Here is a 25606-nt window from a genome sequence, read left to right as displayed (position 1 = left end):
TCGATCCCCTCCGCTTAGAATCGAAATGCGAACTTAAATACGGTTCGTCGATCTTCCCGCGGCGTTGTCTCATCTCCGATCTCTTCTCCGTATGTCGCAATTTGAAACTGTGTTCGCTCTGAGGCGAACTCTAACCCCGCGGTGTAATACCTTTGATTATAACCCGCACGAATAAAGAAAATGTCTGCAATATTCACTTCTGCCCCACCATGAATCAATTTGGCCTTATCAGTCTCATCCTTAGCCGTTAAGAGACCTCGGTATTCGACAGTCCATGTAGAGCGGACTTTATTCGAGTGTATTGGGAAAATAGCCAAAGCAACATCTACGTCTTGAGGCACCGTGGCCGGCCGATCTGTCGTCGTCAAACGCAAGCCACTGGCTTTATCAAATGCCGTATTACCGACATCGTGAGCAACGATACTTAAAGTTGGCAGCATCGCCCAAGGTGCCGTCATGATTAAGCCAACATCTGTCGCCAGCCCTGTACCTTCCGTCGCACCTACACTGACGAGATCCAAAGCCCCGGTAGGATCAATCAAAGGATTGTCAACTTCGATGCGGTTAATGATCTTCGCACCAAAACCTAATTTGATACGTCCGTCGAAGAATCGGAAGTTGTAACCTAATGCCAACGCCAGATCGCTACGATAGTAGACGTCCATATTGGTACCGGCCGTGTTCATCTCGCCGTCCAACAAATAACTGCTGTAGATCCCAATACCGAAGTTTTTTGAAACCATCGATGGGAAAATTTGAGCTTTCGCGTGATAATAAGTGTCTCTAGAAGCATCGAGCGTATTTTTAATGCCGCCAATACTGAAGGGTTCAGTAATGGACGAAGACTGATTCATACTATTGAGGTTGTTCGAGTATTCTAACTCAGGGTCAAAGATAGTTCCGTAGAACTCGCGCAATTTTCCAAGACCAGCAGGATTGATGAGCAATGCCGTCTCGTCATTCACAGTAGCAATCTGGGCGCCGCCCATACCGCGACCACGGACGCCTTCATAGAAATAACGACGTTCCCGTGCCCAGCTCTCCGAGCTGCACAGAAGCACAAAAATCAAAGTATAGAAAATCGTTGAATTCCTTTTCATTTTTATTCCTACGTCCTCTTTGACGTCTATGGAACTTATCGGCAGAAACTGCTCTCAAGTTGATACAAAACCAATAAATACCAACAAAAGTCCAGATGACTCATTCGAAGACATGCCAATGGTCCTAAAGGCAAAATTTTAGTCCCCGACTGCTTTCTGCCGTAGAATAATAGAGTGATATTTGATTTTGCGGAGGACGTTTTCGATGAACTACGGAAAGAAGAAGAATTTAGCTTTTATTTGCGCTCTTTCAATGAGTGCGTTTATTTCATCTTGTGGCCCTAAGGATATGGACAAGGTCGGACAAGCTCAGCTTTGTATCGACGATGCCGCTCAAGGTGAAGCAGCAGCTTGCTTAGAAAAAATTGAAGGTATCGAATCTAAGGGAGCTTATGCTCTTCGCTGTTCTGCCAACTTCATCGATGAAGGTTTCACTCAGCCAGCTCGCTTCAGAGAAGCTTTCGAAGCCTTTGATACAAATGCTTCCAGTAATACAGAAGCCTTCATGAGTGTCATGACATTCAAAAGCAAAGCTACAATGGATGACAACGTGACTTTTGCAAGTGAAACGCTTTCTCACTGCAATAAATCTGGTGCTAAGGGCTTGATGCTTTTGGGCTCAATGGCTAGTACTTCTACTACTCTTGCGAAGGTTGCTAACACGTTGACGGGCGGTGGTTCTGGCACCACGCCTACTCCACAACAAATCAACGATGCGCTTGTAGATCTTCAAAATAATCCCGATCCTACAACGATTGCTGCGATCGGCTCTGCAATCTCTTCCACATACACAGCAAGCTGTGAAAATGGAAACGCCAACGAGTCGCTTTGCAATCAGCTTAATGATGCCTTAGAAGGCATTGATATAAATGACCCAGCCGCTGTTGGCCAAGCAGTCATCGATGCTTGGGCTGCTCCTTAAAATACCCAGCCCCCTTCACATTCTTACAACCCACATCTTCAACAAGGTGTGGGTTTTTAGTTTAAAACTCAGAGAGACAGCGGACTCATTGCATATCGACCGTAAACGACAAATACGCAGACAGCAGCCACAACACCCCAGTAGATCATCGGCCCACTCCCCGTTTCTCCAGCCGCCAGATGCAAACCGCAGAACGTGAGCATCTCTAAAGCAATTCCGATCCCGGCGATCGGGATAAGTATCGCAAGTCCTGCACTGAGTGCGGGAATGACTAAACAAAGTGCACAAAGCAATTCAAAAACGCTGAGGGCGATCCACGCGCCATGTGGAATCGCTTTCAAAGAAGGCATTGTTTGTTCAGCAGAATGGGAAAATTTCCACACCGCACCCATGATCGTGTGCAAAGCAAGAAGCACTTGAAGAACCCATAGAAAGATATTCATTATCGACCTCCAAAATTTTTAGTAGATTACCAATATTTATCTGCTGGGCGAATTTCAATCGCTCCGCCCAGACGAGCGGCGGGTATACGTGCAGCTACAGCGATAGCAGCATCGATATTTTCCGCTTCAAAAACGCAGTATCCGCCCACGCCTTCCGGCAGATAAGGCCCTTGTTTAACCACGGTTTTTCCGTTCTGCACTTGGATCGTGCGAGCCGCATTGGGCAGTCCCAAAGGAAGCCCCGCAGTTAGTCCGGGCGTTTTATTGAACTCGGCGTAATCTATATAGATTCTTTTTTGCTCTTCTTCAGGAAGAGCTTTCCATTCTTCTGTCTCTGGAAGAGGCGTCGTACCTTGATAAATCAATAGGACGAATTTCATAGGGTCTCCTTATGCGATTTTTAGTATGACGACGGAGCCGATTGAAACGTGACAGAAAAAATCACGAAAAAGACTTTTCGCGTCTTTTTATTCGTCTTTTCAGTAGGTTAGGATAATAATAGAAAATTACTGAGATTTCTTGTCACACTTTCGCAGGATGCTTCGTCATGACTAAAATGGATAAAAAAGACTGGTTAGCTAAAAATTTTGAAGAAACCCGCGGGCATCTTAAGTCCGTGGCTTATAGAATGCTCGGATCCACTGGCGAGGCCGAAGATGCTGTCCAAGAAGCTTGGATTCGCTTAAACCGATCAGAGTCTGAGAAAATTGAAAACCTAAACGGTTGGCTAACAACAGTGGTCTCGAGAGTTTGCCTTGATATGCTACGCTCACGAAAGACGCGAGGCGAAGCTCCACTGGACGAGAGATTTTCGGACGTATCTCACGAAAAAGCCGGCAATCCAGAAGCCGATTATATGATAGCAGATGCTGTCGGACCTGCTTTGCTCGTCGTACTTGATTTGCTGACTCCTGCAGAGCGAATCGCTTTTGTTCTTCACGATCTTTTTGATTTATCGTTTGAAGAAATTGCGCCGATCATCGATCGCACTGAAGAAACCACGAGACAGTTAGCTAGTCGTGCGCGCCGACGAGTTCGTGGTGCTGAGACCCCACACGAAGATCTCGAACGCCGTCAAGAAGTCGTCGCTGCCTTTGTAACAGCGTCACGAGACGGTCAATTTGAAGCGCTAATCCGTTTACTTCACCCTCACGCGACGTTACGCGCGGATGAAACGGCGATTAAGATCGCCGAAGCCAATAAAGCCAAAGGCGCACCTCAATTTCAGCGCGAGATCAAAGGCGCTGCGAATGTGGCTAATACTCTTAAAGGCAAAGCGGCTGCAGCCCAACTCGCACTTATCAATGGAGCTCCGGGCATGACGTGGGCTCCTGGCGGAAAGCCAGTTGTTGCATTCTGCTTTACTATTGAGGACGGAAAGATTGTTGATATTGAAATTGTGATGGATCGCAAAAGTCTTGAAGACGTTGAAATCGAGATTATCGGTTCATAATCTCTCGAAACCAAAATCCTACATAAATTAAAAACCCACATCTGATAAAAGATGTGGGTTTTCGTAAGAACCTCGTCGTAGCTTCTATTATTTTAGAAGTCCATGTTGAATCGAGCCATGTAAGTTCGGCTCTCGACAGGATGCCCGTAAGGACCGACATCTTCCGCGTAAGTGACAAGATCCAGATTAAACCACGTCAACTGAGCCCCAAGACCCGCTGTGAAGTATCCTTGGTTAAGACCCACATTATAGTGACCCTTCCACCAGCTTGCCACAGTCCAGTCGAATTCAAAGCCGACATGCAAACCTTTTCTAACACTGAAAAGAGGATGACCGATATCACGCACATCCAATGTTCCGCGACCACTGAAAATCCAAAGTTCTGGGTACTCCCAACGAGTTCCGACATCCAAAACACGATAAAGTTTTTCAGGAGCTGCCGTTTTTACATCGTTCAAAAGTTTCAAAGACTGACCAAAACCAAGTTCACCGACGTTACGAACAACTGCACCGAAAGTTGGTTTTGCCAATGAAAGCCACGACAACCATCCTTCAGAAGGAATGTTCGGAGTCCACAACATACCGATATCAGCATCGACAGTGTAACCCTCTTGAAGATCTTCTTTCTTAACCAGATTCGGGTCAGCAGCAGCTTCCATCAAAGTTACTGGCTTACTGAAATACCCGCGGTTTACGAATTTTCCCGTAACACCCATTGAAAAACGAGAATTCTGAATCCAATCAAAGTCCCGCGCGTAAGCGTAGGCCAAAGTGGTATCTGCATAAACCGTCGTATTGATTGCAGGACCTACTTGATTATGGAAGTCCATTTGGACTGACAAATCCATCGGGATAACCGCGATCCCCCAATTTGGACGCACCCAAAGCCCACTTGGCGCTTCAACTCTGAGGCCATAAGAATTTCCGGCGTTCTCATTGATAACTTCCATGAGTGCTTCTTGTTTATCAGCGTCACTGCCCGGAGTATTTTGCGCATCCTGAATATCTTTAGAGATGTCCGCAAACTTCGGAGTTGCCCCCAAACCAAAAGACAAGTTGATTTGACCGTCCGTACGACGAGCCAAACCCGCTGGGTTATAGAAAATAGCACTATAGTCGTTTGCAACTGCTACGAAAGCATCACCCATTCCCAAGGCACGCGGAGACTGATAGTGATGGTGAATACGGAAACTAACCCCATCTTCTTGCGCAAAACACACAGGTCCAGTTACCAACAGAGCTACAACAGAAAAAAGGAGCTTCCCTCTCCCAAAAACCATAAATCCTCCAAAAGACTTTCCAAAAATTGTATTCGTAAAATATACTTTCTTGTATGCGTCTTTACGTTCCGATTCTTTTTTTGACCTTGGTCTTGAGCGGCTTTGCAGCAAATGCAGCTCCCGTGATTGATCATCAACCATCTCCTATTGACATCTCACCAAAGAACAAGAGCGAACCCATCTATGGTTCGAGCCAAATCGAAAGAAACTGGTCGTTTCGTCTAGGTTTTATTGGTGGTGCACTTAAGGAAACAAACCAAGCGGAACAGATGTACATCTACGGACTTCGCTATGACTTTCTCAAAAGCAGTCTCAGCACCTGGCAAGGCGAATTCATGATTGGAAAAGACAATTTTATTCACCTAGTGGTGGGTAAGAAATTTTATTTCCCACTCGAAACTCAGACGATGCCCTACTACAAATTTGCAGTTGGCGATCTTATCGATTCAACGGATGGAATTGGCTCTGTCTTGAACCTTAAAAAGATTCAAGCGATGGCTGCTGTTGGAATTGATGATATGTTTCATTGGAACCAAAGACTCCAAGGTGAAATTGGAGTCAGCTATGCTCTTGTTGGTCCCCAGCTTGAAATGTCTTTGGGATTTGCGTTCTAAAAATTACTTCTGACAAAATTGAGCGGCTTTTACGCGATACCCTGGTTCGCAAGACTCACCCCATTGATTGTTCTTATTGGTCACGTAACCGTAATACCAAACAAGAGTGTCGTCTTGGGATAAAGGCTTCACTTCGCTTGGTGCTTGTGAAGGACGAGCGCCATTCAAAGAGTAGCACCAACCATAAGCACGAAGTTCTGTGTCAGAAACAACTTCAATCGCATCCAAACCCATAGGGCTGTTATTGATAGAGTTAAAACCTTGAGGCACACCCACATAAGGAATTTGATTCGCATCAAACACTTGTGTAGAGATCTCACCCAAAGTTTTATTTAAATCTGCTTCAATCGAACCTTTATAAAGAGGCTTTGCAGAACAAGGTCCTACAACTTTCCAGTTCAAAGCAAAAGAATGAAGAGAAAACAACGACACGAGAATGATGATTGATTTTTTCATAGACTTGGTTTTAAAGCCAGTCAGGTGAATTTGCAAAGATAAAGCCCACTGTCAAATCTCTGGACAGTAAGACTTTCCCACTGGCAACACAGCATTCGTTTTTAGACGGAAAATGCCTCGAACTCTGTTAAAGTGCGCCATGCTTAATATTCAAAAACTGATTCTTGCTGCTCTTTTCCTTCTACCTCTTGCAAGCTCTGCTGAGTCTTTGACCGGCATTATCGCAGACGTTCACGACGGTGACACGCTAACAATGCGGGTTCCAGGCGATACTACCAAATACAAGATCCGTCTTTTAGGCGTGGATACTCCTGAAGTGAGTTTCTTTGAATTTGATCAAGGTGAATCCGCAATTCAAGCTCGCGATTATTTACGAAGCCTAGCGCCGGTGGGCGCAACCGCGACCATCCTTTATGAAGTAAGCGGCATGGACAAACATGATCGCATCCTTGGTCGCGTGATCGTGGACTCTGTCGAAGTGAACCGCGAAATGCTCGAAAATGGTTGGGGCTATCTTTATTTTATTTTTCCATTCAATAAAAAAATCGCGATGGAATACAGCGAACTTGCGAAGATCGCAGTTGAACAAAAACGCGGGTTATTTTCAGAAACTTATCAGGAAACTATTGCGCCGTACGAGTTTCGCCTGAAGGTTCGCAATCAGGTCGGCAAAAATCCAGTGGGAGATTTAGAAACAAAAAAACTCTACAGCCCCGACGACAGCCATCAAGTTCCGGTGTGGAGACGCGTCTTCTTTCCGGATTCGGATTTAGCTAGTCAAAATGGTTACAAATACTAAACTTTGAGTTCTTTCAAAAGACGGTCCACTTCATTTTCGAGGTGGCTCAAATCCCGCGTATTGTGAATGATGTACTTGGTTTTCTTTTCTTTTTCCTGAATAGGAATTTGACTTAACAAGCGACTGCGAGCTTCAGCTTCCGTCAGAGAATTTCGTTTCATCAACCGTTGTAGTTGGAGATCTTCTGTCGACGAGACCAACAAAACTGCATCGAAGTCTTTTTCCATCTGCTTTTCGAAAAGCAAAGGGACGTCGTAAAACGCTACCTTCTGACCTTCGTCCTGCAAACGCACCTTTTCTTTCGCGACTTCTGCACGGACAAGAGGGTGAATAATTCCTTCGAGTTTTTTTCTTTGATCTTCTCGACCAAAGACGAGATGGCCCAAAGCCTTGCGGTCCAGCCCCCCATCCGAAGTCCTAACGCTGGGACCAAAAACTGTGAAAATCTGAGGTAGCGCCGCTCCGCCTGGACCTGTGACCTGATGAGAAATAGCATCCGCATCCAGAACCTCATAGCCTAAGGTCCTGAGCCTCGTTGTTACAGTACTTTTGCCGGTGGCAATTCCGCCGGTAATTCCTATCCACTTCATATATTAAATGGTCCAGATTCCTTAAGAGCTTTCAATATTTTACCGATATTTCCACAAAGAGGAAACGAATTTAATGTCTCAACAGCTCGAACAATTTGGTAAATATCTGCTGCTCGAGAAGCTAGCTACCGGAGGGATGGCCGAAGTTTATTTGGCTAAATCCGTCGGTGCCGTTGGCGTTAATAAATTCGTTGCGATCAAACGTATCCTTCCTCAACACTCCGAGAGCCAAGAATACATCGATATGTTCAAAGAAGAAGCAAAAATCGCCGTGAACTTGAATCACGGAAACGTTGTTTCGATCTATGACTTCGGGGTTGAGTATAAGCAGTTCTTCCTTGTGATGGAGCATGTCGAAGGCCGCAACCTTCGCCAGATCGTCAACGAGATGAAGAAATCCAATGTTCAGTTCTCGATTGACCAAATCGTTTATATCGCAAAAGAAGTCGCGGCAGGTTTGGATCATGCCCATCGTTGTATCGATGGCACGACTGGCAGACCTCTGAACATCACTCACCGTGACATGAGCCCGCAAAACATCATGGTGAGCTTTGAAGGTGAAGTAAAAATCATCGACTTCGGTATCGCTAAAGCTGAAACCCAAATGGAAGCAACTAAAGCCGGAACTCTTAAAGGGAAATTCGGCTACATGAGTCCCGAACAAGCTGATGGTATGCCTATCGACTTGCGTACGGATATCTTCTCTTTAGGTATTGTCCTTTGGGAATTGCTCGCGAATGACCGTCTCTTCACTTCTAGCAGTGAAGCTGCAATCTTAAGAAAAATCCGTGAGTGCCAAATTCCAAGTATTCGCAAAATCAATCCGTCAGTTCCGCCGGAACTGGAAAGAATTGTGAATAAGGCTTTGGCAAAAGATAAGAGCCTTCGTTATCAAACAGCGGCAGCTCTTCACCGTGATTTGAACCGTTTCTTGAATACGCAATATCCAGAGTTCTCTCCACACGATTTCAGCGTTTTCGTGAAGACGGCTTTCTCGCAAATCTATCTTGAACAAAAACGCCGTCTTGTGGAATACGCAAAACTTTCTGTGCAAACTCAAGACGATAAGACTCTGATCACTCGTACTGTCGGTAATAAAACCGAAGTCGTGGCTCATATTGCACAAATTCCGAATCAGGCCCCGACAACTGTTGTTACGTCGCCGGGTTCTTTGCCAGGACTTGGTGGAGACTCGAGCTTCACAGTCGAAGACAACGAGCTTGGCATTAAAGTCGATGGCAATGACGTTAAGATCAATCTTGATAGTTTAAAATCAGGAACGGATGCTCCTTCTGCCCGCAAGCAATTCTATAAGGGTGAATCAGAAAGAAAGCATGCCCTTGCGAATAACACACGTGTTACTAATACGTATACTTCTACAAAACTGCGTACTGGCTCTTCTCAATCTGCATTGATTGAACAGGCTGTGACGTGGGGTCTTATTGGTATCGTCGCTATTGGTTCTATTTTCGGCGGTTGGTACTTCTACAATACTCCATCTGGCGGTCGCATGGTGAAGAGTCTTTTAGGTGAAGGCGAACAGATTGTTCAGAGCTTGCCTAAACAAGTCGACTCTCCTCGTCCGGCACAGCAACCAGTACCAGATGCTACGCAGAAAACTGATCAAGCTTCATCTGCTCCTCCACAGCAGTACACGATTCTTTTGGTGAGTGAGCCAAACGGTGCACGTGTTTTCATCAATGGTGAAGACACCGGAGCTTTCACTCCAAACCGTCGTTCTTTGGAAGCTCATAAAGACTATGTTGTGACTCTGAAAAAAGAAGGCTACATGAACTACGAAGGTACCATTCGCGCATCGCAAAATGGTTCCACTTTCACTATGTCTATGCAGCCAGCACAAAAAGCAGCTTATATTTCGATCACCGTGGCCAACGGCGGTTTGAACACAGTTATTTATGTGAATGGAATTCGTCTAGGTGAAAAACCACCTATCTCGAAGTATGCTATTCCGGCTGGCACCCCTGTTCGTATTACTGCTTATGATCCTTTCTATAAGTTGTCTGCAGAACAAGTCGTTCGTGTGGATGCCAATCAGAAGAAGTCCGTGGATTTAATCCTCGGTGTGGATCAAAGGAAACCTTCAGGCCAATAAATTATGACTCGCAAAAGAACCGCCCCACCGACGACCACCCTTGGAAACAGCATTCTTTCGTTCCGCGAAAGAACGGCCGCGAAAGCATTGATGTATAAAAAAGGAAACGACTGGGTCAACAAGACCTGGCCAGAGTACTACAAAGACATCGAAACCTTCGGCGCTGGCTTTTTATCGTTAGGTGTAAAACCCAAAGACCGAGTGGCTGTCATGTCCAACACTCGTTACGAGTGGTCTGTCGCAGATTATGCGGCTATGGGTATTCATGGGGTTGTGGTTTCAATCTATCAAAACAACACACCCAATGACGTCGAATATATTTTAAATAACTCAGAAGCACGTGTTTTGGTTTTAGAAAACGACGCTCTTCTGCGTGTTTGGGACGAGATCAAGCACAAATGCCCGACTGTTGAAAAAGTAGTTCTCTTCGAAAGCCGTAAGTCTTTGGATGACGAGCAATTTATCACTTGGGATATGCTCGAGAAAAAAGGCAAAGAACTTCTTAAAAAGAATCCAACGGCCTTCGAAGATCTTTGTGGCTCTCTCAAAAATACCGATACAGCGACTTTGCTTTATACTTCTGGGACGACCGGCACTCCAAAAGGAGTGGTGATCACGCACACCCAAGTTATTTCCGAGGTCAGTGAAGCCTTTACGATCTTCGATGTCGAAGATACGGATCTGTCTTTGTCATTCCTTCCATACGCTCACATTTTGGGTCGTATTGAACATTGGGGACATGCCTATATCGGCTTTACAATGGCCTATGCAGAAAGCCTTGAAAAGATCCGCGGCAATCTTGTAGATGTTCGCCCGACTTTCTTGATTTCAGTACCTCGTATTTTTGAAAAAATTTATTCAGCAATTACAGCACAAATGGATGCTTCCCCTGTGAAAAAGAAACTCTTCACTTGGGCTGTCGGTGTTGGTCGCAAAGTGACCGAGCTGAAACTAACTCACCAGACGATTCCTTTGGAGCTACTCGCGACTTACGAGTTAGCCCGCAAACTGGTTCTTGGCAAAGTTGGCGCTGCCTTTGGTGGCCGCCTGCGTTTTGCGATCAGCGGCGGAGCTCCCCTGTCTCAGGAAATTTCTAGTTTCTTCCATGCCTCTGGCGTTTTGATACTGGAAGGTTATGGCCTGACAGAAACAACGGCTGCGGTTGCTGTGAATACACCGTTTAACTACAGATTCGGTTCTGTGGGACGACCGATTGGTGATGTGGAATTTAAAATTGCCGAAGACGGAGAAATCCTGATTCGCAGCCACAAAATCATGAAGGAATACTACAAAAATCCAGAAGCTACTGCGGAAGTGATCAAAGATGGCTGGTTCTATACCGGCGATATCGGCACGATCTTGCAAGGTGGCGATCTAAAAATCACGGATCGTAAAAAAGATCTTATTAAGACTGCTGGTGGAAAATACGTGGCTCCGCAAAAACTGGAAGGCCTGCTCAAATTGAATCCGCTTGTTACTCAGGCTCTTATTTGTGGAGACCAAAAGAAATACATTGTCGCACTACTCACTGTAGATCCGATTCACCTACAAGCTTTAGCAAAAGAGCGCGATGAGACCTTCAGTCAATGGACTGATCTTGTACAACGTCCGTGGGTTCAAGATATCATTCGTGATCATATTGCAGAGACTAATGCGGATCTTGCAAGCTATGAAAGCATCAAACGCTTCTTTGTCGTCCCTGCTGAATTTACAGTTGAAGGTGGAGAGCTCACTCCGTCATTGAAGCTGAAGCGCAAAGTGCTTACGCAACGGTATCAAAAAGAAATCGATAACCTCTACAACTAGAATGTATTCTAAAGGTAAAAGCGGAAGCCGATGCTTATGAAGCCGCCGCTGAAATCCAGAGTGCGAGGATTGCCGTCGATATCTAGCACGGGGCTTCCTGCTGTTTGTGCGCCTTGGAATGTGGTCACGTCTTTACTGTACTTAAGATTGTCCACCAGCATTTTGCGATAACCAAATTCAAAAATGTAAGTGGTCGTATCTGTCATGTGGGATTCAACTCCTAAAGAGCCGCCGTAATAGGTCGTAGTCCCCTTTGCAGAGACCGAATGATCACTCTGCCCGCCATAACTAATAATCGTATAATCGTTTTTGTAGCTAACACTCGCCGAGCCACCAAACACCTGAATGAAAGAGCGATAATTTGCGGTGCTATGAACATTGAACTCGATCCCAAGCTTTGGTGCAAACGCTACGACGTCGCTGTTCAGGCTATAGATCTCTGTCGCCCCACTACTTGCTACCACGTCTTTGAGCATGGACGGTTTAAAGACCTCGAAACCAAAACGCATACTTACATAGGGGCGCGAGTATAAAAATCCAAATTCACCCGTGTAGTTGTACTTCACGTCTGCAGAATAGGTCGTCGACGTCGCATCTTCATTCAGAAAAGCATTTTGTCCAATAGCCGAGGGACCACCTGTCGCCAAAAAGTATCCTGCGAACTTTTCTGAATTTATATTAAAAACCCGGGCTTCCGCCCGAGTTGTCAGCACTAGTAAAGAAAAAAACAGGCACCAGATTTTCAACAGAAGATCCTATTTCTTAGCAGTTTTACTTTTGGTGAAAAGATCGATGACGACTTTGGCGCTAGACTTCTCGCCTTTAACTTGGAAAACACGAGCAAAAGTACCTGGAGCCAAATCCAAAGTTAGATTGAGTGCTTTGTCTTCAGGATCCAAGATCATAGAACTCTTTTTCACGAAAAGAGAATCTTTGAAACGATTTGCTAAGCGGCCTTCATCCAAACGGCTGTTCGGAGTTTGGTTGAAATCCAAAACCAAGCGATTTGGATTTTTCTTAAGCTCAGCATGGAAATAAGCTGGCAAACCTTTTTGCGGTTTTCCTTCCATATCACCAAAATCAATCACGATGCGTTCTACTTTTTTCTTTGCATCAGCAGTACGACGCAAATCCATCAAACTATAACCAGTGCCAGCAACACCACCGGTTGCTTGACCTTCAGTCACAAGAATTTTTCCTACGGGAGATTTAGGTTTTGCTGGGATCGCAGCGTAGGCTTGAAGAGACAGACCCAAAACAATGGCAAAAGATAATTTCATCATCCTTAGAACTCCTTTTCAGAGGATTCCTTTATCTTGTCTTGAACCTCGACTAGGGTCAACAGACCTTAGTCCGTTATGCAAAATCAGTCTGTTCGCACGAGTCTAAACAAATTCTTGAAATTTCAATAGCTTAATGGGATCTGTAGATCCATGGCTACTTTGGCAGAATTCAAAAAAGATTTCAAAAAACTGAGCCGCCCTGCAGATGCTACAATCCTGCAGCGCTTTTTTAAAACTGGACCTGGCGAATATGGCGAGGGCGATATCTTTGCTGGCATCAAAGTCCCGCCCTGCCGAACTCTCGCCAAAAAGTATCAAGACTTCTCACTCAAAGAAATTCAGACGCTCATTAAATCTAAAATCCATGAAGAACGCGCTATTGCTTTGATGATCCTAGTTCTTCAGTTCAACAAGGCATGGAAAAAGAAGGACGAAAAAACTCAAGGGCAGCTCTTTAAGTTCTACATGAAAAACTTAAAAGGCGTGAATAACTGGGACTTGGTAGATGCCTCGGCACCCTACTTAAGCGGCCCTTACCTTTTTGAACGCGATCGTAAAATTCTCTACAAGCTCGCCCTCTCTAAGGATCTGTGGGAGAAGCGAGTCGCAATGCTGTCTTGTTATTATTTTATCCGTCAGAAAGACTTCAAAGACGCTCTTAAGATCGCAGAGATTTTGCTTTTTGATGAACACGATCTCATGCACAAGGCCGTGGGCTGGATGCTGCGGGAAATCGGCAATCGCGATCTCGCTGTAGAAAAGAAATTCTTAGACACATACTCAATGAAGATGCCTCGTACGGCTCTTAGATATGCGATCGAGAAATTCCCCGAGAAAGAACGCCTCAAGTACCTGAAAATGAAGACCAAAACAGCCTAAAGGCCTGACAATCTTCGTCTGCTGCCCACTTCATTTTCATGGGAGCTAGCTCAAATCCATTTAAATGAGACTAGATCTTCACTTGTCAGGGCACAGTCCTTGTAATAGATCCTTCCGGTTTAAACAGAATAGATTTGATTTGAGCCGATAAATGTTAACCATTTGGTTAATATTTGTTGAAACAATTTACTAACAAAATCTGTGTTCCCAAAGTTATGCGGGCTATAACTAGCTTATACAAACGCGGCACCCTAAAGACCGCATAACGGAAAAACAGGAGATACGATATGAAAACAGTTTTTAAAACCACCCTACTCGCTACGAGTTTGGTTCTTGCTTTAACAGCTTGTTCTAGCAAGTCCGAATCAGAAAAAGCAAAGCAGATCCACGCAAACAATCAGATGAAGTCTGATGAGCTTGCTGATGCCGGCGAACAACTTGTAAGCCCCTACACTTTCATGCTTTCTGATAAAGTGTTCGACATGGCTCTTGAAAAAGATCCATCAAATAAAAAAGCTCAATTTTATAAAGGCTTTGTAAAGCGTTTGATGGTCTTCAAAGGGATTGCTCGCAGAATCACTCCTTTGGTGAGCAAAGATCCAAAACAAAAAGCCGACCATGAAAGATGGCAAAAGCAATTCCCAGAGTCTCCATTAAAAACTTTCTTGATGGACGGCCCTGCGGACATTCACACAAACAGCCAGCTTGCAAAAGTATTGTCTGACTACACCGGCGCTTTGAACGATTTCAGAAAATTCTTGAAAATGAATCCTACGTTGGAACTGACTCTGAACTTGAACCCTCATATCTTTGAAAAAGAGATCAATGAAGAAGCTGCTCGTTCATGCACTTGGAAAGATGGAGTTGATGGAGCTATCGACGTAACTTGCGAAACTGGGACGATCGCTCAAAAAAGAATTAACTCTGCAGATATCATTGCACTTCGCCAAATTACTGGCGGTGAAATGCTTTACTGGTCGATCTTTACAGCTTACGACTTCAGCACACTTGAGCAAATCTCTAAAAATGAGTCGCTTAAGAATATGACTCCGCCGGAGGCTTTGGCTTACTACAAGACGTTGCCAAGCATCGCGAAGTTGAATGCTAACAACACTTTGCAACTGATCCCTGAGCTTGGAATTGATACTAGTGCCGCAGTAAAATGGGCAAAACAATATCAAGACCGTGTATGCCCTAAAGGTGTAGACTCTCCAAATCAACGCCGTGGCTACTTGTTCAAAGACGGACTTTGTGTTGACACTTCTGATGCATCAGAGAAGTCTTTAGCAATGCTTGATCAAGTTTTGGGTGGTGTATTCACTCAGCCAATCAAGGATGAACAAGACAACGAAATCGATAAAATCCGTGTGAACTTGGTTGGTTTCTTGAAAAACCCGCCAAAAGATTTGAAGAACATCTTGCCTGAGTCTGTAGATCAAGATGGTCAAGTAACTCGCTGGTCTGATAACACTTTCGGTGGCTTGTTCCCAGATGGTGATATCAGCAAGATTCCACAAAAGAAAAAGAACTAGGACACGACTGTGAATCAATGGACTTCTCTTCTTACTAAAACCCTCGGCATGATGCTTGTCACCATGCCTCTGGCTCTGACAGCATCGGCAGAAATTACGATGCAAAATGTTCAGATCCAGAATTGCGCAAGCAAAGGGGACCTGTGCCTGACGGTGAAAGCACCTCAGGCTCAAGTCAGTTCGACGAAGACCATTTATTTCATGAAAGATATTGAATTAGTAATTGGAAGTTCCAAAGGCCAAACTGAAAAGTCCGTTAAATCCCAAGGCTATTTGGATTTTGATAGCAACCACCTTGTTTTGCAAAGCATAGATAATAAAGGAACCCTTACGGAAGAGGTTTACAACCTGACAACGCTGCAAAAACGGGTATTTGTAACGAGATAAAATAAAATGAAAAATTGGCTTTTAATTATCAACATTCTAACGCTTCTTGGTTTGACGGCCTGCCAGCCGGTCAAAGAGAAAGTCGTTGAAAAACACTACGTGAATGAAAACGGAACCGGTTTGCCCGTTCCGCCAAGTCATAACGAAGGTGGAATTGACGGCGGCGGCGGCGGTAACGGTCTTGACGGAAAACCGCTCGAGAGCTTCCGTGTCGATCTTAATCAGCAAGCCGCTTACTTAAGAGTCAAAACCCAAGTCATCGATAAACTGGTTACACGCTTTCCAAAACTTGCCGCGGATATCTTGCACATCTCTGAAGAGCGCGCTTGGTATCTAATCCCGACAGAGCTTAGAAATCTTCCAGCTGCAAGAATCGGCGTCGGCTTCAGAACAGACCAAATCGCGCTTCAAAAACTGAAGGAAGTTTGGATTAACGATCTTCTGTTCGCAAAAATGGAACCACGCCAGCAAGAGACTCTGATCCTTCACGAACTTATTATGGGAGTTCGCCTTCTTGAGTTTACAAATCTTTTAGATCAGTGCTTGGCGGGGATCTCTTCGATGAGACTTTCGAATGGCGATATCACTAAATACAAAGAAGCTCGTCGCGCGTGCTTTAAAAAGTACCGCAATGCTTCGGATGTTGGTGACTCAATCGGTCTTGGCAAAGACATTCGCCTTGAAGATTACGACTATGAAACGATTCGCGATATTACGAGCACGCTCATGACAAAGGTCGATAGCTTCGATGCTCAGGAGCTTGAGGACTATATGGCAGCTCGCGGATTCCGCGTCTACGAGCAACCTTAGAAATCAAACCAATCGATATTCAAACACCGTGTCGTCTCAGATTTTGAAGGCGGCACGACCTTGTACACTTTATCTAATAAATTCGAAAGCTCCTGACGAATTAGTTCTGCTACGTCATGCGACAGACTCATGGGACCTGAATAAAATAGATTCTTGCTATCATCTTGGACCATGCGATTAAAGCCCTGTAAACGCCAGTTCTGATGGTGCTTTACAGTCAGTAAATCTGATGAGCCAATGAAGGTTTTCGTGGCTCCTAATTGAAGCTCGCCCTTTTTCTGAACTAACAGGCCGTTCGTTAATAGAAAGTCCAAAATCTTTTGCACTTGGTTGCGTGGTAGGTTCAATCTTTGGGAAATAGTGACGGCATCGTTGAAATCATCGCAAGACGCCAAGATCCGCACACCACTGTAAATCCAGCTAGAGTAGAAAATCGCTTTTTGCTGATCCGAAAGTTCGGTTTCTTTCTTTAAGCGATTTTCTAACTTCTGAGCTTTGTCTTTACGCTCTTTGATCTGTTTTTGAAGACGCTTTTGCAGCTTCATTGAACCTGCACGACGATGTTCCACCAACAACAAGAAATAGTCCGTCTCGTCTTCGTTCAAATTCAGATACTCACAAAGGTCACAAGCAAGCTCTAGACTCAGTTCTTTGTCGCCTTTGAAAACCTGGCTGACCATCGTTGTCGATACATTCAAGGCCATCGAAACACGGCGATACTCTCCGTGCCCTTGCTTCGGCAAAGATTCTACCCAGTTATTAAAATACTCTTTGTAATCTTCAAATTGATAAACAGACATAGCTCATTACTAGTTAACCAAATGGTTTACATTTTTTATAACCATTTCTAACAACCCCAGACTAAGGGCTGTCTCACTCTGAGATTCAAGGGACGTCCTTTGTCAGTTCGACAGCGCAGCCATCGCAGCTCCCCCCTGTCGTGCAGCCTAGGCGGCACTGAACTTGTACTAACTATCTTTCAGAAGTTGTTTTCTATAACTCACTCAAGATCTCGTGCGGCTTGCGAAACTTGGAGTTCGCCCCCGTGCTATGATCGTTACCGGTCAATCTGATTCCCACGAAGATGCCGACGTGAAAGCCTGCCGTACCAAATTAAGTGACTAACTTTTTTCATCTCAACGCCGACTTTTGTGCTCTCGTCGAGACTGTAAACAGAATTGGTCGAAACGTCGTCCAGTTGGGTGTTAAATCATAGCCTATTCACACGCCCAGGGACTAGAATTTGCAGAGAGTAACTATATGGAAAACCTTGCGCAAATAGACATTTATTCGTTTTTAAAAGCAGTTTCAGAAAAGCATGGGGACAAACCGGCTCTCTTTGGCCGTCATTCGGGCCCACAAGGTGACCAGTGGAGTTCTTTGAGTTTCAATGCAATTCGGAACAGTGCCGAAACATTGGCGGCAAAATTATTAAGCCTGGGGCTTGAAAAAGGCGACCGCGTTCTTTTGCTGGCGAAGTCCCGCCCTGAATACGCGATTGGTTTCTTCGCAATCCCGCTTGCTGGTGGCGTAATCGTTCCTGTTGATATTCGCTTGAACTTGAACGATCAAAAATTTATTTCTGAATTCTCGGAAGCCAAGTTTATTCTGTGCATGAACGATGAGACTCGTGCAACCGCCGAACGCATTGCTCAAGAGTCCAACCAAAAACCTGTGCTTGTGCAAATTGAAGCAGCAGGAACCGAGAGTGTTTCGCAAAATATCGATTTCAAAAAAACCGTGAGAGCCGAGCACGAAACTTTCCTGATGGCCTTTACTTCTGGTACAACCAGCCAACCTAAGGCTGCGATGCTTAGCTTTCACAACGTTTACATCCAAGTGGCCGCTGTAGGAAAACTCTATCACAGTATGGGCGAATACCGTTTGTTGTCTATTTTGCCTCTACATCACATGTTTGAAATCACGGCGGGCTTTCTGCTGCCTTTCTCGCGCGGAGGCCGTGTCTATTACGCAAACTCTCTGATTCCTCATCAAATCATTTCTTTTTTCAGAGATCTTAAAATCCGTAACCTACTCGCCGTTCCGCTCTTTTTAAGAACGCTTAAAAAAGGGATCGAGAGCGAAATTCAACACTCAAAGTTAAAACGCATTTGGTTTTATACATCTTTGGCAATTGCCCGTTACTTACCTTTCCAGGCACTTCGTCGCTTGTTGTTCTATCCTTTGCATAAAAAATTCGGTGGCCAGTTTCAAGTGGTGATCTCGGGTGCTTCTGCCTTAGATCAAACGGTCGGTGCATTTTTTGATAACTTGGGAATTTCTGTCTACGAAGGTTATGGAATGACAGAGACCGCACCGATTATCACTGCGAACTCTCCAGGCGCAAAAAAGTCCGGAAGTATCGGTAAAGTTTTGGATGGCGTCGAAGTGCGCTTACACCCAGAGACCCAAGAGATTCTTGTACGTGGCCCGATCGTCATGTCAGGCTACTTTAAAAATCCAGAAGCAACCAAAGCCTGCTTATCTGAAGACGGCTGGTTTAACACTGGCGACGTTGGCAGTATGGACGAAGATGGTTTTTACAGCATTCAAGGGCGCAATAAAGATTTAATCGTCCTTGGCAATGGTAAGAAGGTAATGCCTGAAGAAGTTGAACAAAGCTTCCGTGACCTTCCAAACATTCAAGAAATCTGTGTGCTCGGCATGAAATCTACTCATGGCGCTACAAAAGGAACTGAGATCGTGACCGCTGTTGTGGTTCTGAACGAAGCAGACCTTGCAAATCATGAACAAATTCAAAAAAGATTGCACGATGCAACTCTGCAACTGAGCTACTACAAACGGCCGACGAAGTTTATCTTCTTAACTGAGCCACTACCTAAAACAACTACATTAAAAATTAAAAAGAACTTAGTTAAAGAACTACTTATCGAACAAAGGATTAAAGTATGAACATGACTCTTGCGACATTGTTACTTGTGAACTTTGCTTATATCGGTATTCTTCCGCGTATTTTCTTTAAGAAAGATGGCCGCTACAACTTGATGTGGTTTGTAACTGCAGCCCCAATATTTTTAAACGCAGGAGTTCTCTTCTGCCAACTCGTAGGTCTTATTCAACTTGAAGCTTATTGGACTTTGCCAATGGCCGCAGAACTTGCTGTCGTGCTTTTGTCAGCGTTCTCTATCGGAATGATCTCTTATACCATGGGCACACATCGTATTCCTTTGGCACTTTGGCATCAAACGAACGATGCCCCCGCCAACATCGTGACTTGGGGAGCTTATAAATACATCCGTCACCCGTTCTATAGCTCTTTCATCACTGTACAGCTTGCTTCGATTCTTTTCCTTCCACATTGGATTATGTTCCTGGGAATGGTTGGCTGCTTGGTAATTTTGAATCGTACGGCTGCTCGTGAAGAGAACAATCTTTCTAATTCAAACTTCGGTAAGGAATACCAAGCTTACATGAAAACGACAGGACGCTTCTTCCCTAAAATCGGAGCTTAATAATGAAATCCGTTTTTATTCACGACCTTGCCTATCAACTGGGAGACCAACGTATATCCATCGAGGATTCGGCGAAAGCCGGTCGTCTATTCACGGACTTCCAGCAATTTGCAGAAGCGGGCTTTGCTTTTCACCGTATGTGTTCGCCAGACAAAAATGCTTATGACTTGGCTGTCGGTGCGGTAAAGCAGATTCAACCTGCTTTGAATGGCGTGAATTCTATTATCTATGCAACATGTTTGCCTTTGAATGGCAATATCGGATCCTTTAGCAAATTTAAGGAAAGCCGCGACGTTAAATACCTGATGGACTATCCTGCAAGCCACTTGCAGGCTGACTTCGGGCTTGAAAATGCGGCGGTGCTCGGACTGAACCAACAAGCTTGTACGAGTATGCTTGGATCATTGCGTTTAGCTCGTGCTTTGATCCTTTCAGAGACTGATCAAAATAAAATCCTCTGCGTAACGGCCGATCGCTTTCCCGAAGGGGCCTCTTACGAACAAGCTTACAATGTGATCTCTGACGGAGCTGCAGCTTGTGTCGTCAGTAACGAAGAAAAAGGCTATCGTTTGATTGCCACTCATGCTCTGACGAATGGCGCATTGGCGCAGGCCAATGACGATGAAACAGTGGGTAGTTATTTCAGCTATACTCACCGTCTACTGACGGAGCTCTTTGAAAAATCTAACCTTAAGATCGAAGACATCGACTGGATTATCCCACAAAACACCAATGTGAATGCGTGGGTCATCCTATCACGCCTTTTAGGAACTGAGTTCGAAAAGGTTTACTTTAAGTCCATTAAAGAAGTTGGACACATCATCAGCTCGGACAACATCGTGAACCTCTGCAAAATTGAAGAAGACAAACTCGTAAAACCGGGACAAAAGCTTCTGCTTTTTATGGCTGGCTTCGGATTGAACTGGCAAGCTGTCATCTTAGAGAAGGTGTAATCATATGAGCCATGATATTTCTCAGGTTGCAAAAAAACTAACCGCTCAGTCGATCAAGGGATTCTACAATCCTTTTACTCATATCCAATTTCCTGAAAAAATTGATATGAACAGCTGGTTTGTTAGTCCCGAGTTGATTTCCATCTTCGGCAGCCCCGAGTGGGAAGCGCTCGGCGAAGAGCAACGAAAGAAGCTCAGCTTCTTTGAAGCAATTAACTTCTATAGCCTGAATGTTCATGGCGAAAAATCCCTGCTTGAGGGACTGACTCGTCGTTTGTACGAGAGCGAAAACCAGGACGTGACGGACTATATCCATCACTTCATCGACGAAGAAAACAAACATATGTATTTCTTCGGTACTTTCTGCGAGAAATACGCGGGGAAAATCTATCCAGATCGCAAATTGGTTTTTCCACGAGAATATGCACCGGGTGAAGAAGAGTTTTTGTTCTTCATTAAAGTCTTCGTCTTTGAAGAGATCGTGGACTATTACAACGTCACGACTGCTCGTGATACCCGTGTTGAAGAACTTTCCCGCGCAATCAACAGCAACCATCACGAAGACGAAGTCCGCCATTTGGCTTTCGGCCGCGTGATTCTGAATGACCTTTTTAAAACACACTCTCCACAGTGGTCTGCAGAGACTTTGAATGGAGTTCGTGACTATATTCGTGGTTATTACATCACGACGTGGCGCGAGTACTATAATCCCGATATCTACGTTGATGTCGGCATTGAAGATGCCTACGATTTGGCGTCCAATGTCTTTGAGAGTGAAAAAGCCAAAGCCCATCGTGCTAAGGCCTCTCGTGCAAGCATTAACTACTTGGTAAAATGTGGAATTCTCGAGGAGACTTTTGAGTTATGAAAACTGAACAAGAAATCAAAGAAACACTTCGTCAATGGGTTCTGAAGAAGTCTAAGAAGGTTCAGGAAGCTGAATTGAATTATGCCACTCACCTTTTGGAGACCCGCATTTTGACGTCATTGCATGTGATGGAACTGATCCTCGAAGTAGAACGCATCAAAGGCAGCAAGTTTAACCTAAAAAACATCAAGCCAGGCGCTTTCAACACGATTGATAGCATCTATGCTTCTTTCTTTGGGACTGCGACATGAGCGAAATCAAATTCACCGAAATTCCTGGGTATAAATGGATTCCTAACGGACAGTCTAATTTGACAGGCCCGGTCTTTGAACTTTTCAAAGCCCTGGATGCCATGTTCTTAAGAATTGCCGCTACCGCTCAGGCACGTGAATTTTATTTCCCTCCGTTTATTCAAGCGCAAGAACTTAATAAGCTCGACTATTTCAAGTCCTTCCCTCACTTGATCACATTTCCTGTAGCATTGGACCAGCAAAAAGAAGGAAACCTTGATAAATTCATCGGTGGCCCTCGCTGCGATGACAACGGCAACATTCACCTAACAGAAATCGATAAGGTCTGCGACTGCTTAACACCAGCGGCTTGTTATCACTTCTACATTCACTTCCAAGGCCAAGACCTGCAAGAGCCTGTACACCTTACGACCCGCGCGAACTGCTTTCGTCGCGAGCTTTACTACAAACCTTTGCAAAGACAGTGGTCCTTCAATATGCGCGAAATAGTGTGCATCGGTCCGCAAGATCACGTACGCGCTTTCGTAAAAAAGTACCGCGATCTTGTCTCTGAAAAATTCACGAAGCTAAACCTTGGTATAAACTGGGAAGTGGCGACAGATCCTTTCTTTAATCCTGAAAGCAATCCAAAGTTCATCATGCAACAGCTGGATCCTGTGAAACATGAAATGATCTTTGATAAAGAACTCTCGATTGGTTCGACCAACTTCCACAAAGACTATTTTGGCGAAAGCTTTAATATTAAATTCCAAGGCGAGACAGCAACCAGCGCTTGTATCGCGTTTGGACTTGAACGCTGGATTTTTGCTATCATCAGCCGCTACGGCACAAATCCGGCCGCATGGCCTCTTGCGGAGATTCAAAATGGCTAAAATCCTTCTTACCGGCGCAACCGGCTATATCGGTCATAAACTTCTCTCTCGCCTGTTGAGTCAGCGTGCTGAAACTATTTTGGTTCCGGTACGTGCGACTTCGGCAGAAGAGCTCGGAAAACGCACGCAAAGTCTTTTAGAAGGCATTCCTGCCGACAAGCATGCACGCGTGCAGGTTTTGCAAAGTGACCTTGATGCTTTACCAAAAGCCCTTGAACCACATCGTTCTGAGATCTCGATCATCATTCACAATGCTGCGAAAACTGCGTTTAATGTAGATGAAACCACTGCCAACTCTGTGAATCGTGATGCTTCATTAGCATTGCTAAAATTCGCTTCCGAGTGTCCAAAGCTAGAAAACTTCACTTACGTAAGTACTTTGTACGCCTCTGGAATGACTGCTGGCCCGATTCGTGAAGAATTCTTCCCAAATCCAACATTTGCAAATCACTACGAAAGATCTAAATGGGAAGTGGAAGAAGCACTACGCACTCAATACTCGAAACTTCCTTGGCGTATTGCTCGCGTTGCAACAGTTATTGCCGATGGCACCTCGGGCACCGTGATTCAGCAAAACGCCATTCATAATACGCTCAAACTTTTCTATTATGGTTTGATTTCTCTTCTACCGGGCAAAGCGGAAACTCCGATTCACCTGGTGGATGGAGATTTCACGGCAGAATCCTTGGCTGCGGTTGTCAGCCGAGGCGAAGCTCAGAAAATCTATCATGTCTGTTATGACCAGGCTGGCAGCATCATGCTAGGCCGATTCATTGATATTGCGTTTGATGAATTCAATAAAGATGAGACTTTCAAGACGCGCCGTTTGTTGAAACCGCTTTTTGCCGACGAAAAATCTTTTGATACTCTCGTCACGAATATGAAAGGCTTTGGCGGCAGCGTTCTGAATCAAGGCCTTGCAAGCATTTCTCCGTTTGGCCGTCAGCTTTTTGTTAAAAAAGAGGTGGATAACTCTTCTTTGCAGGCTTTGCTACCTGGTTATAAAACTCCGGCGACCGAAGAGATCGTCCGTAACACTTGCCAATATCTAGCTCAAACTAAATTCGCAAAATACCAAGGAAGTGCTTTATGAAAATACAGCCACTCACAGAAAACGAAAAATGGCTCTTAAGCTTTTACCGTACCAGTGAAATCTCGGGCGCACTGTTCTTTGGCCGTCTGGCAAAATCGTTGCCTCCGGGCCCGATTCAAACGGATCTGACCAAGCACTTTGCCGATGAAAGCCAACACTCTTGGTACTGGACTCGTTGCTTGCAGACTTTGGGTGAAACTCCAATCAAGCTGGATATGGCTTATCAAGACCAATATATTTCCGCAGCAGGAATGCCAGCGAATATCATGGAGGTCTTAGGCATCACGTTGATTTTTGAAAAGCGCGTGATCGGTCAGTACGCTTTGCACCGTCAAGCTCCAGATTTAAATCCCGAAGTCAAAAAGACTCTCGATCTCATCGTTGAAGATGAAAAGTGGCATATTGAATGGGTCACCCAAGCTTTGAAAGACATGGAAGGCGAATACGGCAAGGAGCACATCGAAAAAACCTTGAAGCGTTTCTACGATGCAGATAAAGATGTTTACTTGAAAACCGTTCAAGAACACGAAGATCGCATCAGCGGAATTCTGAAATACAAAAAATAGTAAGGGAAAGTCCATGCTCGACAACAACAAAGTAAAAGCCCGTATCAGTGAAATCTTGAATGTTCCTCTTGAGAAAGTGACGGACTCAGTTGCTTTGCAAGATCTCGTTATTGATTCTTTCATCTTGATCGACATGGTCATCGATTTACAGAACACCTTCCACGTTCGCTTGAACCAAGAAGATCTGATCCCTGTTAAGACCGTAGGTGATTTGATCACGGTCCTGAATAGCAAGAAGGTTTAGTTCGAAGTTCTCTGTTTGAAAGCGACGCTACAGATATAGTCGGGAATCTCGGTAAAGAACCGAAGATCCCAAAGCGAAAGGCTGCCATACTCCAACGGCAGCTTTTTTATTTTCCAAGAAGCCTCGTCGATCAGGACATCGTGGACGTGTTTAAAAACTCCGCCACCTTGCGCCTTGATCAGGGCCTCTTTCCCCGACCAGAATTTCGCAAAATACTCTGTTTGTTTTGCGGGATTTGGCTCTTGCTCGATCAACAATAATTCTTCTCTTGAAAAAAACCTCTTTGCGATCTGAGAAAGATTGCGAGACTCGCGATTTTTCTCGATGTCCACGCCGACTAAGCCTTTTTCAGAGAGCGCAATCGCAAAATAGTCTCTGCTATGTGAGAGATTGAAATCGATAGAATCTGCCCTGCCCGCCCATACGGGCTTGCCTTCGCCCACCTTCGTAAAGTCCATTTGTTCTGGGGAAACTCCACTTAGTTCCGTTAGAAGCCTCTTGAGTTGCCACCGAGATTGCAGGTATTCCGAACGACGTTTTTCAATCGTCATTTGCGAGAATTCGCGAAGCTCTTCGTCTGACAAAAAGCCCTCTGGCGCCTCGGAAAAGGCGTCCTTGAAGCGATAGATAGCAAGGCTGTATTGGTGCTGAGGGTGTCTATATTCGAAAACAAGCATGGCGATAAAAGCATTGTACATACATATACTTGTATTGACGAGCCCTAAAGGAATTGGCTCGTTTTGGCACGAGAGTGCCGTTCCTCGGCACCTTTTTGAAGAAATCCCAGGCCATTTCCAATTTACAAAGTACTGACGAAGA

Annotated in this window: 29 protein-coding genes; 19 read left to right on the top strand and 10 right to left on the bottom strand. The window is 44.8% G+C overall.

The window, feature by feature from the left end; genetic code table 11:
- Positions 1–14: 14 nt before the first annotated feature.
- Positions 15–1100 carry a hypothetical protein gene (locus ACLWBB_RS03690; RefSeq protein ID WP_413290217.1) on the bottom strand — a complete coding sequence of 362 codons (1086 nt, stop codon included), beginning with the start codon at positions 1098–1100 and terminating at the stop codon, positions 15–17.
- A 205-nt stretch (positions 1101–1305) separates the two neighbouring features.
- Between ACLWBB_RS03690 and ACLWBB_RS03685 the strand changes: the two genes are divergently transcribed.
- Positions 1306–2022 (top strand): hypothetical protein, encoded by a 717-nt coding sequence (locus ACLWBB_RS03685; RefSeq protein ID WP_413290216.1) that lies wholly within the window; start codon positions 1306–1308, stop codon positions 2020–2022.
- A gap of 68 nt (positions 2023–2090) precedes the next feature.
- Here ACLWBB_RS03685 and ACLWBB_RS03680 read toward each other — a convergent pair whose 3' ends face one another.
- Together ACLWBB_RS03680 and ACLWBB_RS03675 are read right to left on the bottom strand one after the other, a co-directional pair.
- Entirely contained in the window at positions 2091–2465 is a 375-nt protein-coding gene (locus tag ACLWBB_RS03680; protein WP_413290215.1) for a DoxX family protein, read from the bottom strand.
- Positions 2466–2491: 26 nt separating this feature from the next.
- Complete coding sequence (locus ACLWBB_RS03675) at positions 2492–2845, bottom strand: YciI family protein (protein WP_413290214.1); 354 nt, start codon at positions 2843–2845, stop codon at positions 2492–2494.
- A 176-nt stretch (positions 2846–3021) separates the two neighbouring features.
- On the opposite strand from ACLWBB_RS03675, the gene ACLWBB_RS03670 reads away from it, so the two are divergent.
- A complete protein-coding gene (locus ACLWBB_RS03670) occupies positions 3022–3918 on the top strand; it encodes a sigma-70 family RNA polymerase sigma factor (protein ID WP_413291581.1) in 897 nt (298 codons plus the stop codon).
- A gap of 92 nt (positions 3919–4010) precedes the next feature.
- Here ACLWBB_RS03670 and ACLWBB_RS03665 read toward each other — a convergent pair whose 3' ends face one another.
- Positions 4011–5198, bottom strand: a complete 1188-nt coding sequence (locus ACLWBB_RS03665; protein ID WP_413290213.1) for a hypothetical protein — start codon at positions 5196–5198, stop codon at positions 4011–4013.
- Positions 5199–5251: 53 nt separating this feature from the next.
- Here ACLWBB_RS03665 and ACLWBB_RS03660 point away from each other — a divergent pair, with 53 nt between their 5' ends.
- A complete protein-coding gene (locus ACLWBB_RS03660) occupies positions 5252–5812 on the top strand; it encodes a hypothetical protein (protein WP_413290212.1) in 561 nt (186 codons plus the stop codon).
- A gap of 3 nt (positions 5813–5815) precedes the next feature.
- Here ACLWBB_RS03660 and ACLWBB_RS03655 read toward each other — a convergent pair whose 3' ends face one another.
- Positions 5816–6268: a DUF4430 domain-containing protein gene (locus ACLWBB_RS03655; RefSeq protein WP_413290211.1), complete on the bottom strand. Its 453-nt coding sequence runs from the start codon at positions 6266–6268 to the stop codon at positions 5816–5818.
- A 139-nt stretch (positions 6269–6407) separates the two neighbouring features.
- On the opposite strand from ACLWBB_RS03655, the gene ACLWBB_RS03650 reads away from it, so the two are divergent.
- Positions 6408–7067 (top strand): thermonuclease family protein, encoded by a 660-nt coding sequence (locus ACLWBB_RS03650; RefSeq protein WP_413290210.1) that lies wholly within the window; start codon positions 6408–6410, stop codon positions 7065–7067.
- On the opposite strand, the gene coaE is transcribed toward ACLWBB_RS03650, so the two are convergent.
- Positions 7064–7657, bottom strand: coding sequence for a dephospho-CoA kinase (gene coaE / locus ACLWBB_RS03645; RefSeq protein WP_413290209.1), 594 nt, complete (start codon positions 7655–7657; stop codon positions 7064–7066). The two genes, ACLWBB_RS03650 and coaE, sit on opposite strands and share 4 nt — an antisense overlap.
- 73 nt (positions 7658–7730) lie before the next feature.
- Between coaE and ACLWBB_RS03640 the strand changes: the two genes are divergently transcribed.
- Together ACLWBB_RS03640 and ACLWBB_RS03635 are read left to right on the top strand one after the other, a co-directional pair.
- Positions 7731–9770, top strand: coding sequence for a protein kinase domain-containing protein (locus tag ACLWBB_RS03640; protein WP_413290207.1), 2040 nt, complete (start codon positions 7731–7733; stop codon positions 9768–9770).
- 3 nt (positions 9771–9773) lie between these two features.
- Entirely contained in the window at positions 9774–11576 is a 1803-nt protein-coding gene (locus ACLWBB_RS03635) for an AMP-dependent synthetase/ligase (RefSeq protein WP_413290206.1), read from the top strand.
- Between the two features lie 8 nt (positions 11577–11584).
- On the opposite strand, the gene ACLWBB_RS03630 is transcribed toward ACLWBB_RS03635, so the two are convergent.
- Positions 11585–12289, bottom strand: a complete 705-nt coding sequence (locus ACLWBB_RS03630; RefSeq protein ID WP_413290205.1) for a hypothetical protein — start codon at positions 12287–12289, stop codon at positions 11585–11587.
- 42 nt (positions 12290–12331) lie between these two features.
- A complete protein-coding gene (locus ACLWBB_RS03625; RefSeq protein ID WP_413290204.1) occupies positions 12332–12859 on the bottom strand; it encodes a hypothetical protein in 528 nt (175 codons plus the stop codon).
- Between the two features lie 150 nt (positions 12860–13009).
- Between ACLWBB_RS03625 and ACLWBB_RS03620 the strand changes: the two genes are divergently transcribed.
- The 4 genes from ACLWBB_RS03620 (at position 13010) to ACLWBB_RS03605 (ending at position 16467) form a co-directional block, all read left to right on the top strand.
- Positions 13010–13738, top strand: coding sequence for a DNA alkylation repair protein (locus ACLWBB_RS03620; RefSeq protein WP_413290203.1), 729 nt, complete (start codon positions 13010–13012; stop codon positions 13736–13738).
- Positions 13739–14025: 287 nt separating this feature from the next.
- Positions 14026–15270, top strand: coding sequence for a hypothetical protein (locus tag ACLWBB_RS03615; RefSeq protein ID WP_413290202.1), 1245 nt, complete (start codon positions 14026–14028; stop codon positions 15268–15270).
- 9 nt (positions 15271–15279) lie between these two features.
- The gene (locus ACLWBB_RS03610) at positions 15280–15657 is read left to right on the top strand and encodes a hypothetical protein (RefSeq protein ID WP_413290201.1); all 378 of its coding nucleotides are present in this window, start codon (positions 15280–15282) and stop codon (positions 15655–15657) included.
- A 6-nt stretch (positions 15658–15663) separates the two neighbouring features.
- On the top strand, positions 15664–16467 hold the full coding sequence (locus tag ACLWBB_RS03605; RefSeq protein ID WP_413290200.1) for a hypothetical protein: 804 nt from the start codon (positions 15664–15666) through the stop codon (positions 16465–16467).
- Here ACLWBB_RS03605 and ACLWBB_RS03600 read toward each other — a convergent pair.
- Positions 16464–17267, bottom strand: a complete 804-nt coding sequence (locus tag ACLWBB_RS03600; RefSeq protein ID WP_413290199.1) for a TIGR02147 family protein — start codon at positions 17265–17267, stop codon at positions 16464–16466. The two genes, ACLWBB_RS03605 and ACLWBB_RS03600, sit on opposite strands and share 4 nt — an antisense overlap.
- A 460-nt stretch (positions 17268–17727) precedes the next feature.
- Between ACLWBB_RS03600 and ACLWBB_RS03595 the strand changes: the two genes are divergently transcribed.
- The 9 genes from ACLWBB_RS03595 to ACLWBB_RS03555 are packed head-to-tail and all read left to right on the top strand — an operon-like array spanning position 17728 to position 24787.
- A complete protein-coding gene (locus ACLWBB_RS03595; protein WP_413290198.1) occupies positions 17728–19380 on the top strand; it encodes an AMP-dependent synthetase/ligase in 1653 nt (550 codons plus the stop codon).
- Positions 19377–19940: a methyltransferase family protein gene (locus ACLWBB_RS03590; RefSeq protein WP_413290197.1), complete on the top strand. Its 564-nt coding sequence runs from the start codon at positions 19377–19379 to the stop codon at positions 19938–19940. The genes ACLWBB_RS03595 and ACLWBB_RS03590 overlap by 4 nt, the downstream gene beginning before the upstream one ends.
- A gap of 2 nt (positions 19941–19942) precedes the next feature.
- A complete protein-coding gene (locus ACLWBB_RS03585) occupies positions 19943–20893 on the top strand; it encodes a 3-oxoacyl-[acyl-carrier-protein] synthase III C-terminal domain-containing protein (RefSeq protein ID WP_413290196.1) in 951 nt (316 codons plus the stop codon).
- A gap of 4 nt (positions 20894–20897) precedes the next feature.
- The gene (locus tag ACLWBB_RS03580; RefSeq protein WP_413290195.1) at positions 20898–21761 is read left to right on the top strand and encodes a diiron oxygenase; all 864 of its coding nucleotides are present in this window, start codon (positions 20898–20900) and stop codon (positions 21759–21761) included.
- Positions 21758–22012, top strand: coding sequence for a hypothetical protein (locus ACLWBB_RS03575; RefSeq protein WP_413290194.1), 255 nt, complete (start codon positions 21758–21760; stop codon positions 22010–22012). The genes ACLWBB_RS03580 and ACLWBB_RS03575 overlap by 4 nt, the downstream gene beginning before the upstream one ends.
- Entirely contained in the window at positions 22009–22884 is an 876-nt protein-coding gene (locus tag ACLWBB_RS03570; protein ID WP_413290193.1) for an aminoacyl--tRNA ligase-related protein, read from the top strand. The genes ACLWBB_RS03575 and ACLWBB_RS03570 overlap by 4 nt, the downstream gene beginning before the upstream one ends.
- Positions 22877–23977 (top strand): SDR family oxidoreductase, encoded by a 1101-nt coding sequence (locus ACLWBB_RS03565; protein WP_413290192.1) that lies wholly within the window; start codon positions 22877–22879, stop codon positions 23975–23977. Before ACLWBB_RS03570 ends, ACLWBB_RS03565 begins: the two co-directional genes overlap by 8 nt.
- The gene (locus tag ACLWBB_RS03560) at positions 23974–24543 is read left to right on the top strand and encodes a ferritin-like domain-containing protein (protein ID WP_413290191.1); all 570 of its coding nucleotides are present in this window, start codon (positions 23974–23976) and stop codon (positions 24541–24543) included. Before ACLWBB_RS03565 ends, ACLWBB_RS03560 begins: the two co-directional genes overlap by 4 nt.
- A 13-nt stretch (positions 24544–24556) precedes the next feature.
- Positions 24557–24787: an acyl carrier protein gene (locus ACLWBB_RS03555; RefSeq protein ID WP_413290190.1), complete on the top strand. Its 231-nt coding sequence runs from the start codon at positions 24557–24559 to the stop codon at positions 24785–24787.
- On the opposite strand, the gene ACLWBB_RS03550 is transcribed toward ACLWBB_RS03555, so the two are convergent.
- A complete protein-coding gene (locus ACLWBB_RS03550; protein ID WP_413290189.1) occupies positions 24784–25485 on the bottom strand; it encodes a 4'-phosphopantetheinyl transferase family protein in 702 nt (233 codons plus the stop codon). The two genes, ACLWBB_RS03555 and ACLWBB_RS03550, sit on opposite strands and share 4 nt — an antisense overlap.
- Between the last annotated feature and the right edge of the window lie 121 nt (positions 25486–25606).

This window comes from Bdellovibrio sp. HCB337 (assembly GCF_047302465.1).
GTDB lineage: Bacteria > Bdellovibrionota > Bdellovibrionia > Bdellovibrionales > Bdellovibrionaceae > JACMRP01.
The sequence above is the reverse complement of the archived record's forward strand: the minus strand, read 5'-3'. Positions and strand labels throughout refer to the sequence as shown.

What these genes read in the sequence shown, in the direction of transcription:
- ACLWBB_RS03690 (WP_413290217.1), bottom strand. Translation starts at nt 1,100, where the DNA reads ATGAAAAGGAATTCAACGATTTTCTATACTTTGATTTTTGTGCTTCTG.
- ACLWBB_RS03685 (WP_413290216.1), top strand. Translation starts at nt 1,306, where the DNA reads ATGAACTACGGAAAGAAGAAGAATTTAGCTTTTATTTGCGCTCTTTCA.
- ACLWBB_RS03680 (WP_413290215.1), bottom strand. Translation starts at nt 2,465, where the DNA reads ATGAATATCTTTCTATGGGTTCTTCAAGTGCTTCTTGCTTTGCACACG.
- ACLWBB_RS03675 (WP_413290214.1), bottom strand. Translation starts at nt 2,845, where the DNA reads ATGAAATTCGTCCTATTGATTTATCAAGGTACGACGCCTCTTCCAGAG.
- ACLWBB_RS03670 (WP_413291581.1), top strand. Translation starts at nt 3,022, where the DNA reads ATGGATAAAAAAGACTGGTTAGCTAAAAATTTTGAAGAAACCCGCGGG.
- ACLWBB_RS03665 (WP_413290213.1), bottom strand. Translation starts at nt 5,198, where the DNA reads ATGGTTTTTGGGAGAGGGAAGCTCCTTTTTTCTGTTGTAGCTCTGTTG.
- ACLWBB_RS03660 (WP_413290212.1), top strand. Translation starts at nt 5,252, where the DNA reads ATGCGTCTTTACGTTCCGATTCTTTTTTTGACCTTGGTCTTGAGCGGC.
- ACLWBB_RS03655 (WP_413290211.1), bottom strand. Translation starts at nt 6,268, where the DNA reads ATGAAAAAATCAATCATCATTCTCGTGTCGTTGTTTTCTCTTCATTCT.
- ACLWBB_RS03650 (WP_413290210.1), top strand. Translation starts at nt 6,408, where the DNA reads ATGCTTAATATTCAAAAACTGATTCTTGCTGCTCTTTTCCTTCTACCT.
- coaE (WP_413290209.1), bottom strand. Translation starts at nt 7,657, where the DNA reads ATGAAGTGGATAGGAATTACCGGCGGAATTGCCACCGGCAAAAGTACT.
- ACLWBB_RS03640 (WP_413290207.1), top strand. Translation starts at nt 7,731, where the DNA reads ATGTCTCAACAGCTCGAACAATTTGGTAAATATCTGCTGCTCGAGAAG.
- ACLWBB_RS03635 (WP_413290206.1), top strand. Translation starts at nt 9,774, where the DNA reads ATGACTCGCAAAAGAACCGCCCCACCGACGACCACCCTTGGAAACAGC.
- ACLWBB_RS03625 (WP_413290204.1), bottom strand. Translation starts at nt 12,859, where the DNA reads ATGATGAAATTATCTTTTGCCATTGTTTTGGGTCTGTCTCTTCAAGCC.
- ACLWBB_RS03620 (WP_413290203.1), top strand. Translation starts at nt 13,010, where the DNA reads ATGGCTACTTTGGCAGAATTCAAAAAAGATTTCAAAAAACTGAGCCGC.
- ACLWBB_RS03615 (WP_413290202.1), top strand. Translation starts at nt 14,026, where the DNA reads ATGAAAACAGTTTTTAAAACCACCCTACTCGCTACGAGTTTGGTTCTT.
- ACLWBB_RS03605 (WP_413290200.1), top strand. Translation starts at nt 15,664, where the DNA reads ATGAAAAATTGGCTTTTAATTATCAACATTCTAACGCTTCTTGGTTTG.
- ACLWBB_RS03600 (WP_413290199.1), bottom strand. Translation starts at nt 17,267, where the DNA reads ATGTCTGTTTATCAATTTGAAGATTACAAAGAGTATTTTAATAACTGG.
- ACLWBB_RS03595 (WP_413290198.1), top strand. Translation starts at nt 17,728, where the DNA reads ATGGAAAACCTTGCGCAAATAGACATTTATTCGTTTTTAAAAGCAGTT.
- ACLWBB_RS03590 (WP_413290197.1), top strand. Translation starts at nt 19,377, where the DNA reads ATGAACATGACTCTTGCGACATTGTTACTTGTGAACTTTGCTTATATC.
- ACLWBB_RS03585 (WP_413290196.1), top strand. Translation starts at nt 19,943, where the DNA reads ATGAAATCCGTTTTTATTCACGACCTTGCCTATCAACTGGGAGACCAA.
- ACLWBB_RS03580 (WP_413290195.1), top strand. Translation starts at nt 20,898, where the DNA reads ATGAGCCATGATATTTCTCAGGTTGCAAAAAAACTAACCGCTCAGTCG.
- ACLWBB_RS03575 (WP_413290194.1), top strand. Translation starts at nt 21,758, where the DNA reads ATGAAAACTGAACAAGAAATCAAAGAAACACTTCGTCAATGGGTTCTG.
- ACLWBB_RS03570 (WP_413290193.1), top strand. Translation starts at nt 22,009, where the DNA reads ATGAGCGAAATCAAATTCACCGAAATTCCTGGGTATAAATGGATTCCT.
- ACLWBB_RS03565 (WP_413290192.1), top strand. Translation starts at nt 22,877, where the DNA reads ATGGCTAAAATCCTTCTTACCGGCGCAACCGGCTATATCGGTCATAAA.
- ACLWBB_RS03560 (WP_413290191.1), top strand. Translation starts at nt 23,974, where the DNA reads ATGAAAATACAGCCACTCACAGAAAACGAAAAATGGCTCTTAAGCTTT.
- ACLWBB_RS03555 (WP_413290190.1), top strand. Translation starts at nt 24,557, where the DNA reads ATGCTCGACAACAACAAAGTAAAAGCCCGTATCAGTGAAATCTTGAAT.
- ACLWBB_RS03550 (WP_413290189.1), bottom strand. Translation starts at nt 25,485, where the DNA reads ATGTACAATGCTTTTATCGCCATGCTTGTTTTCGAATATAGACACCCT.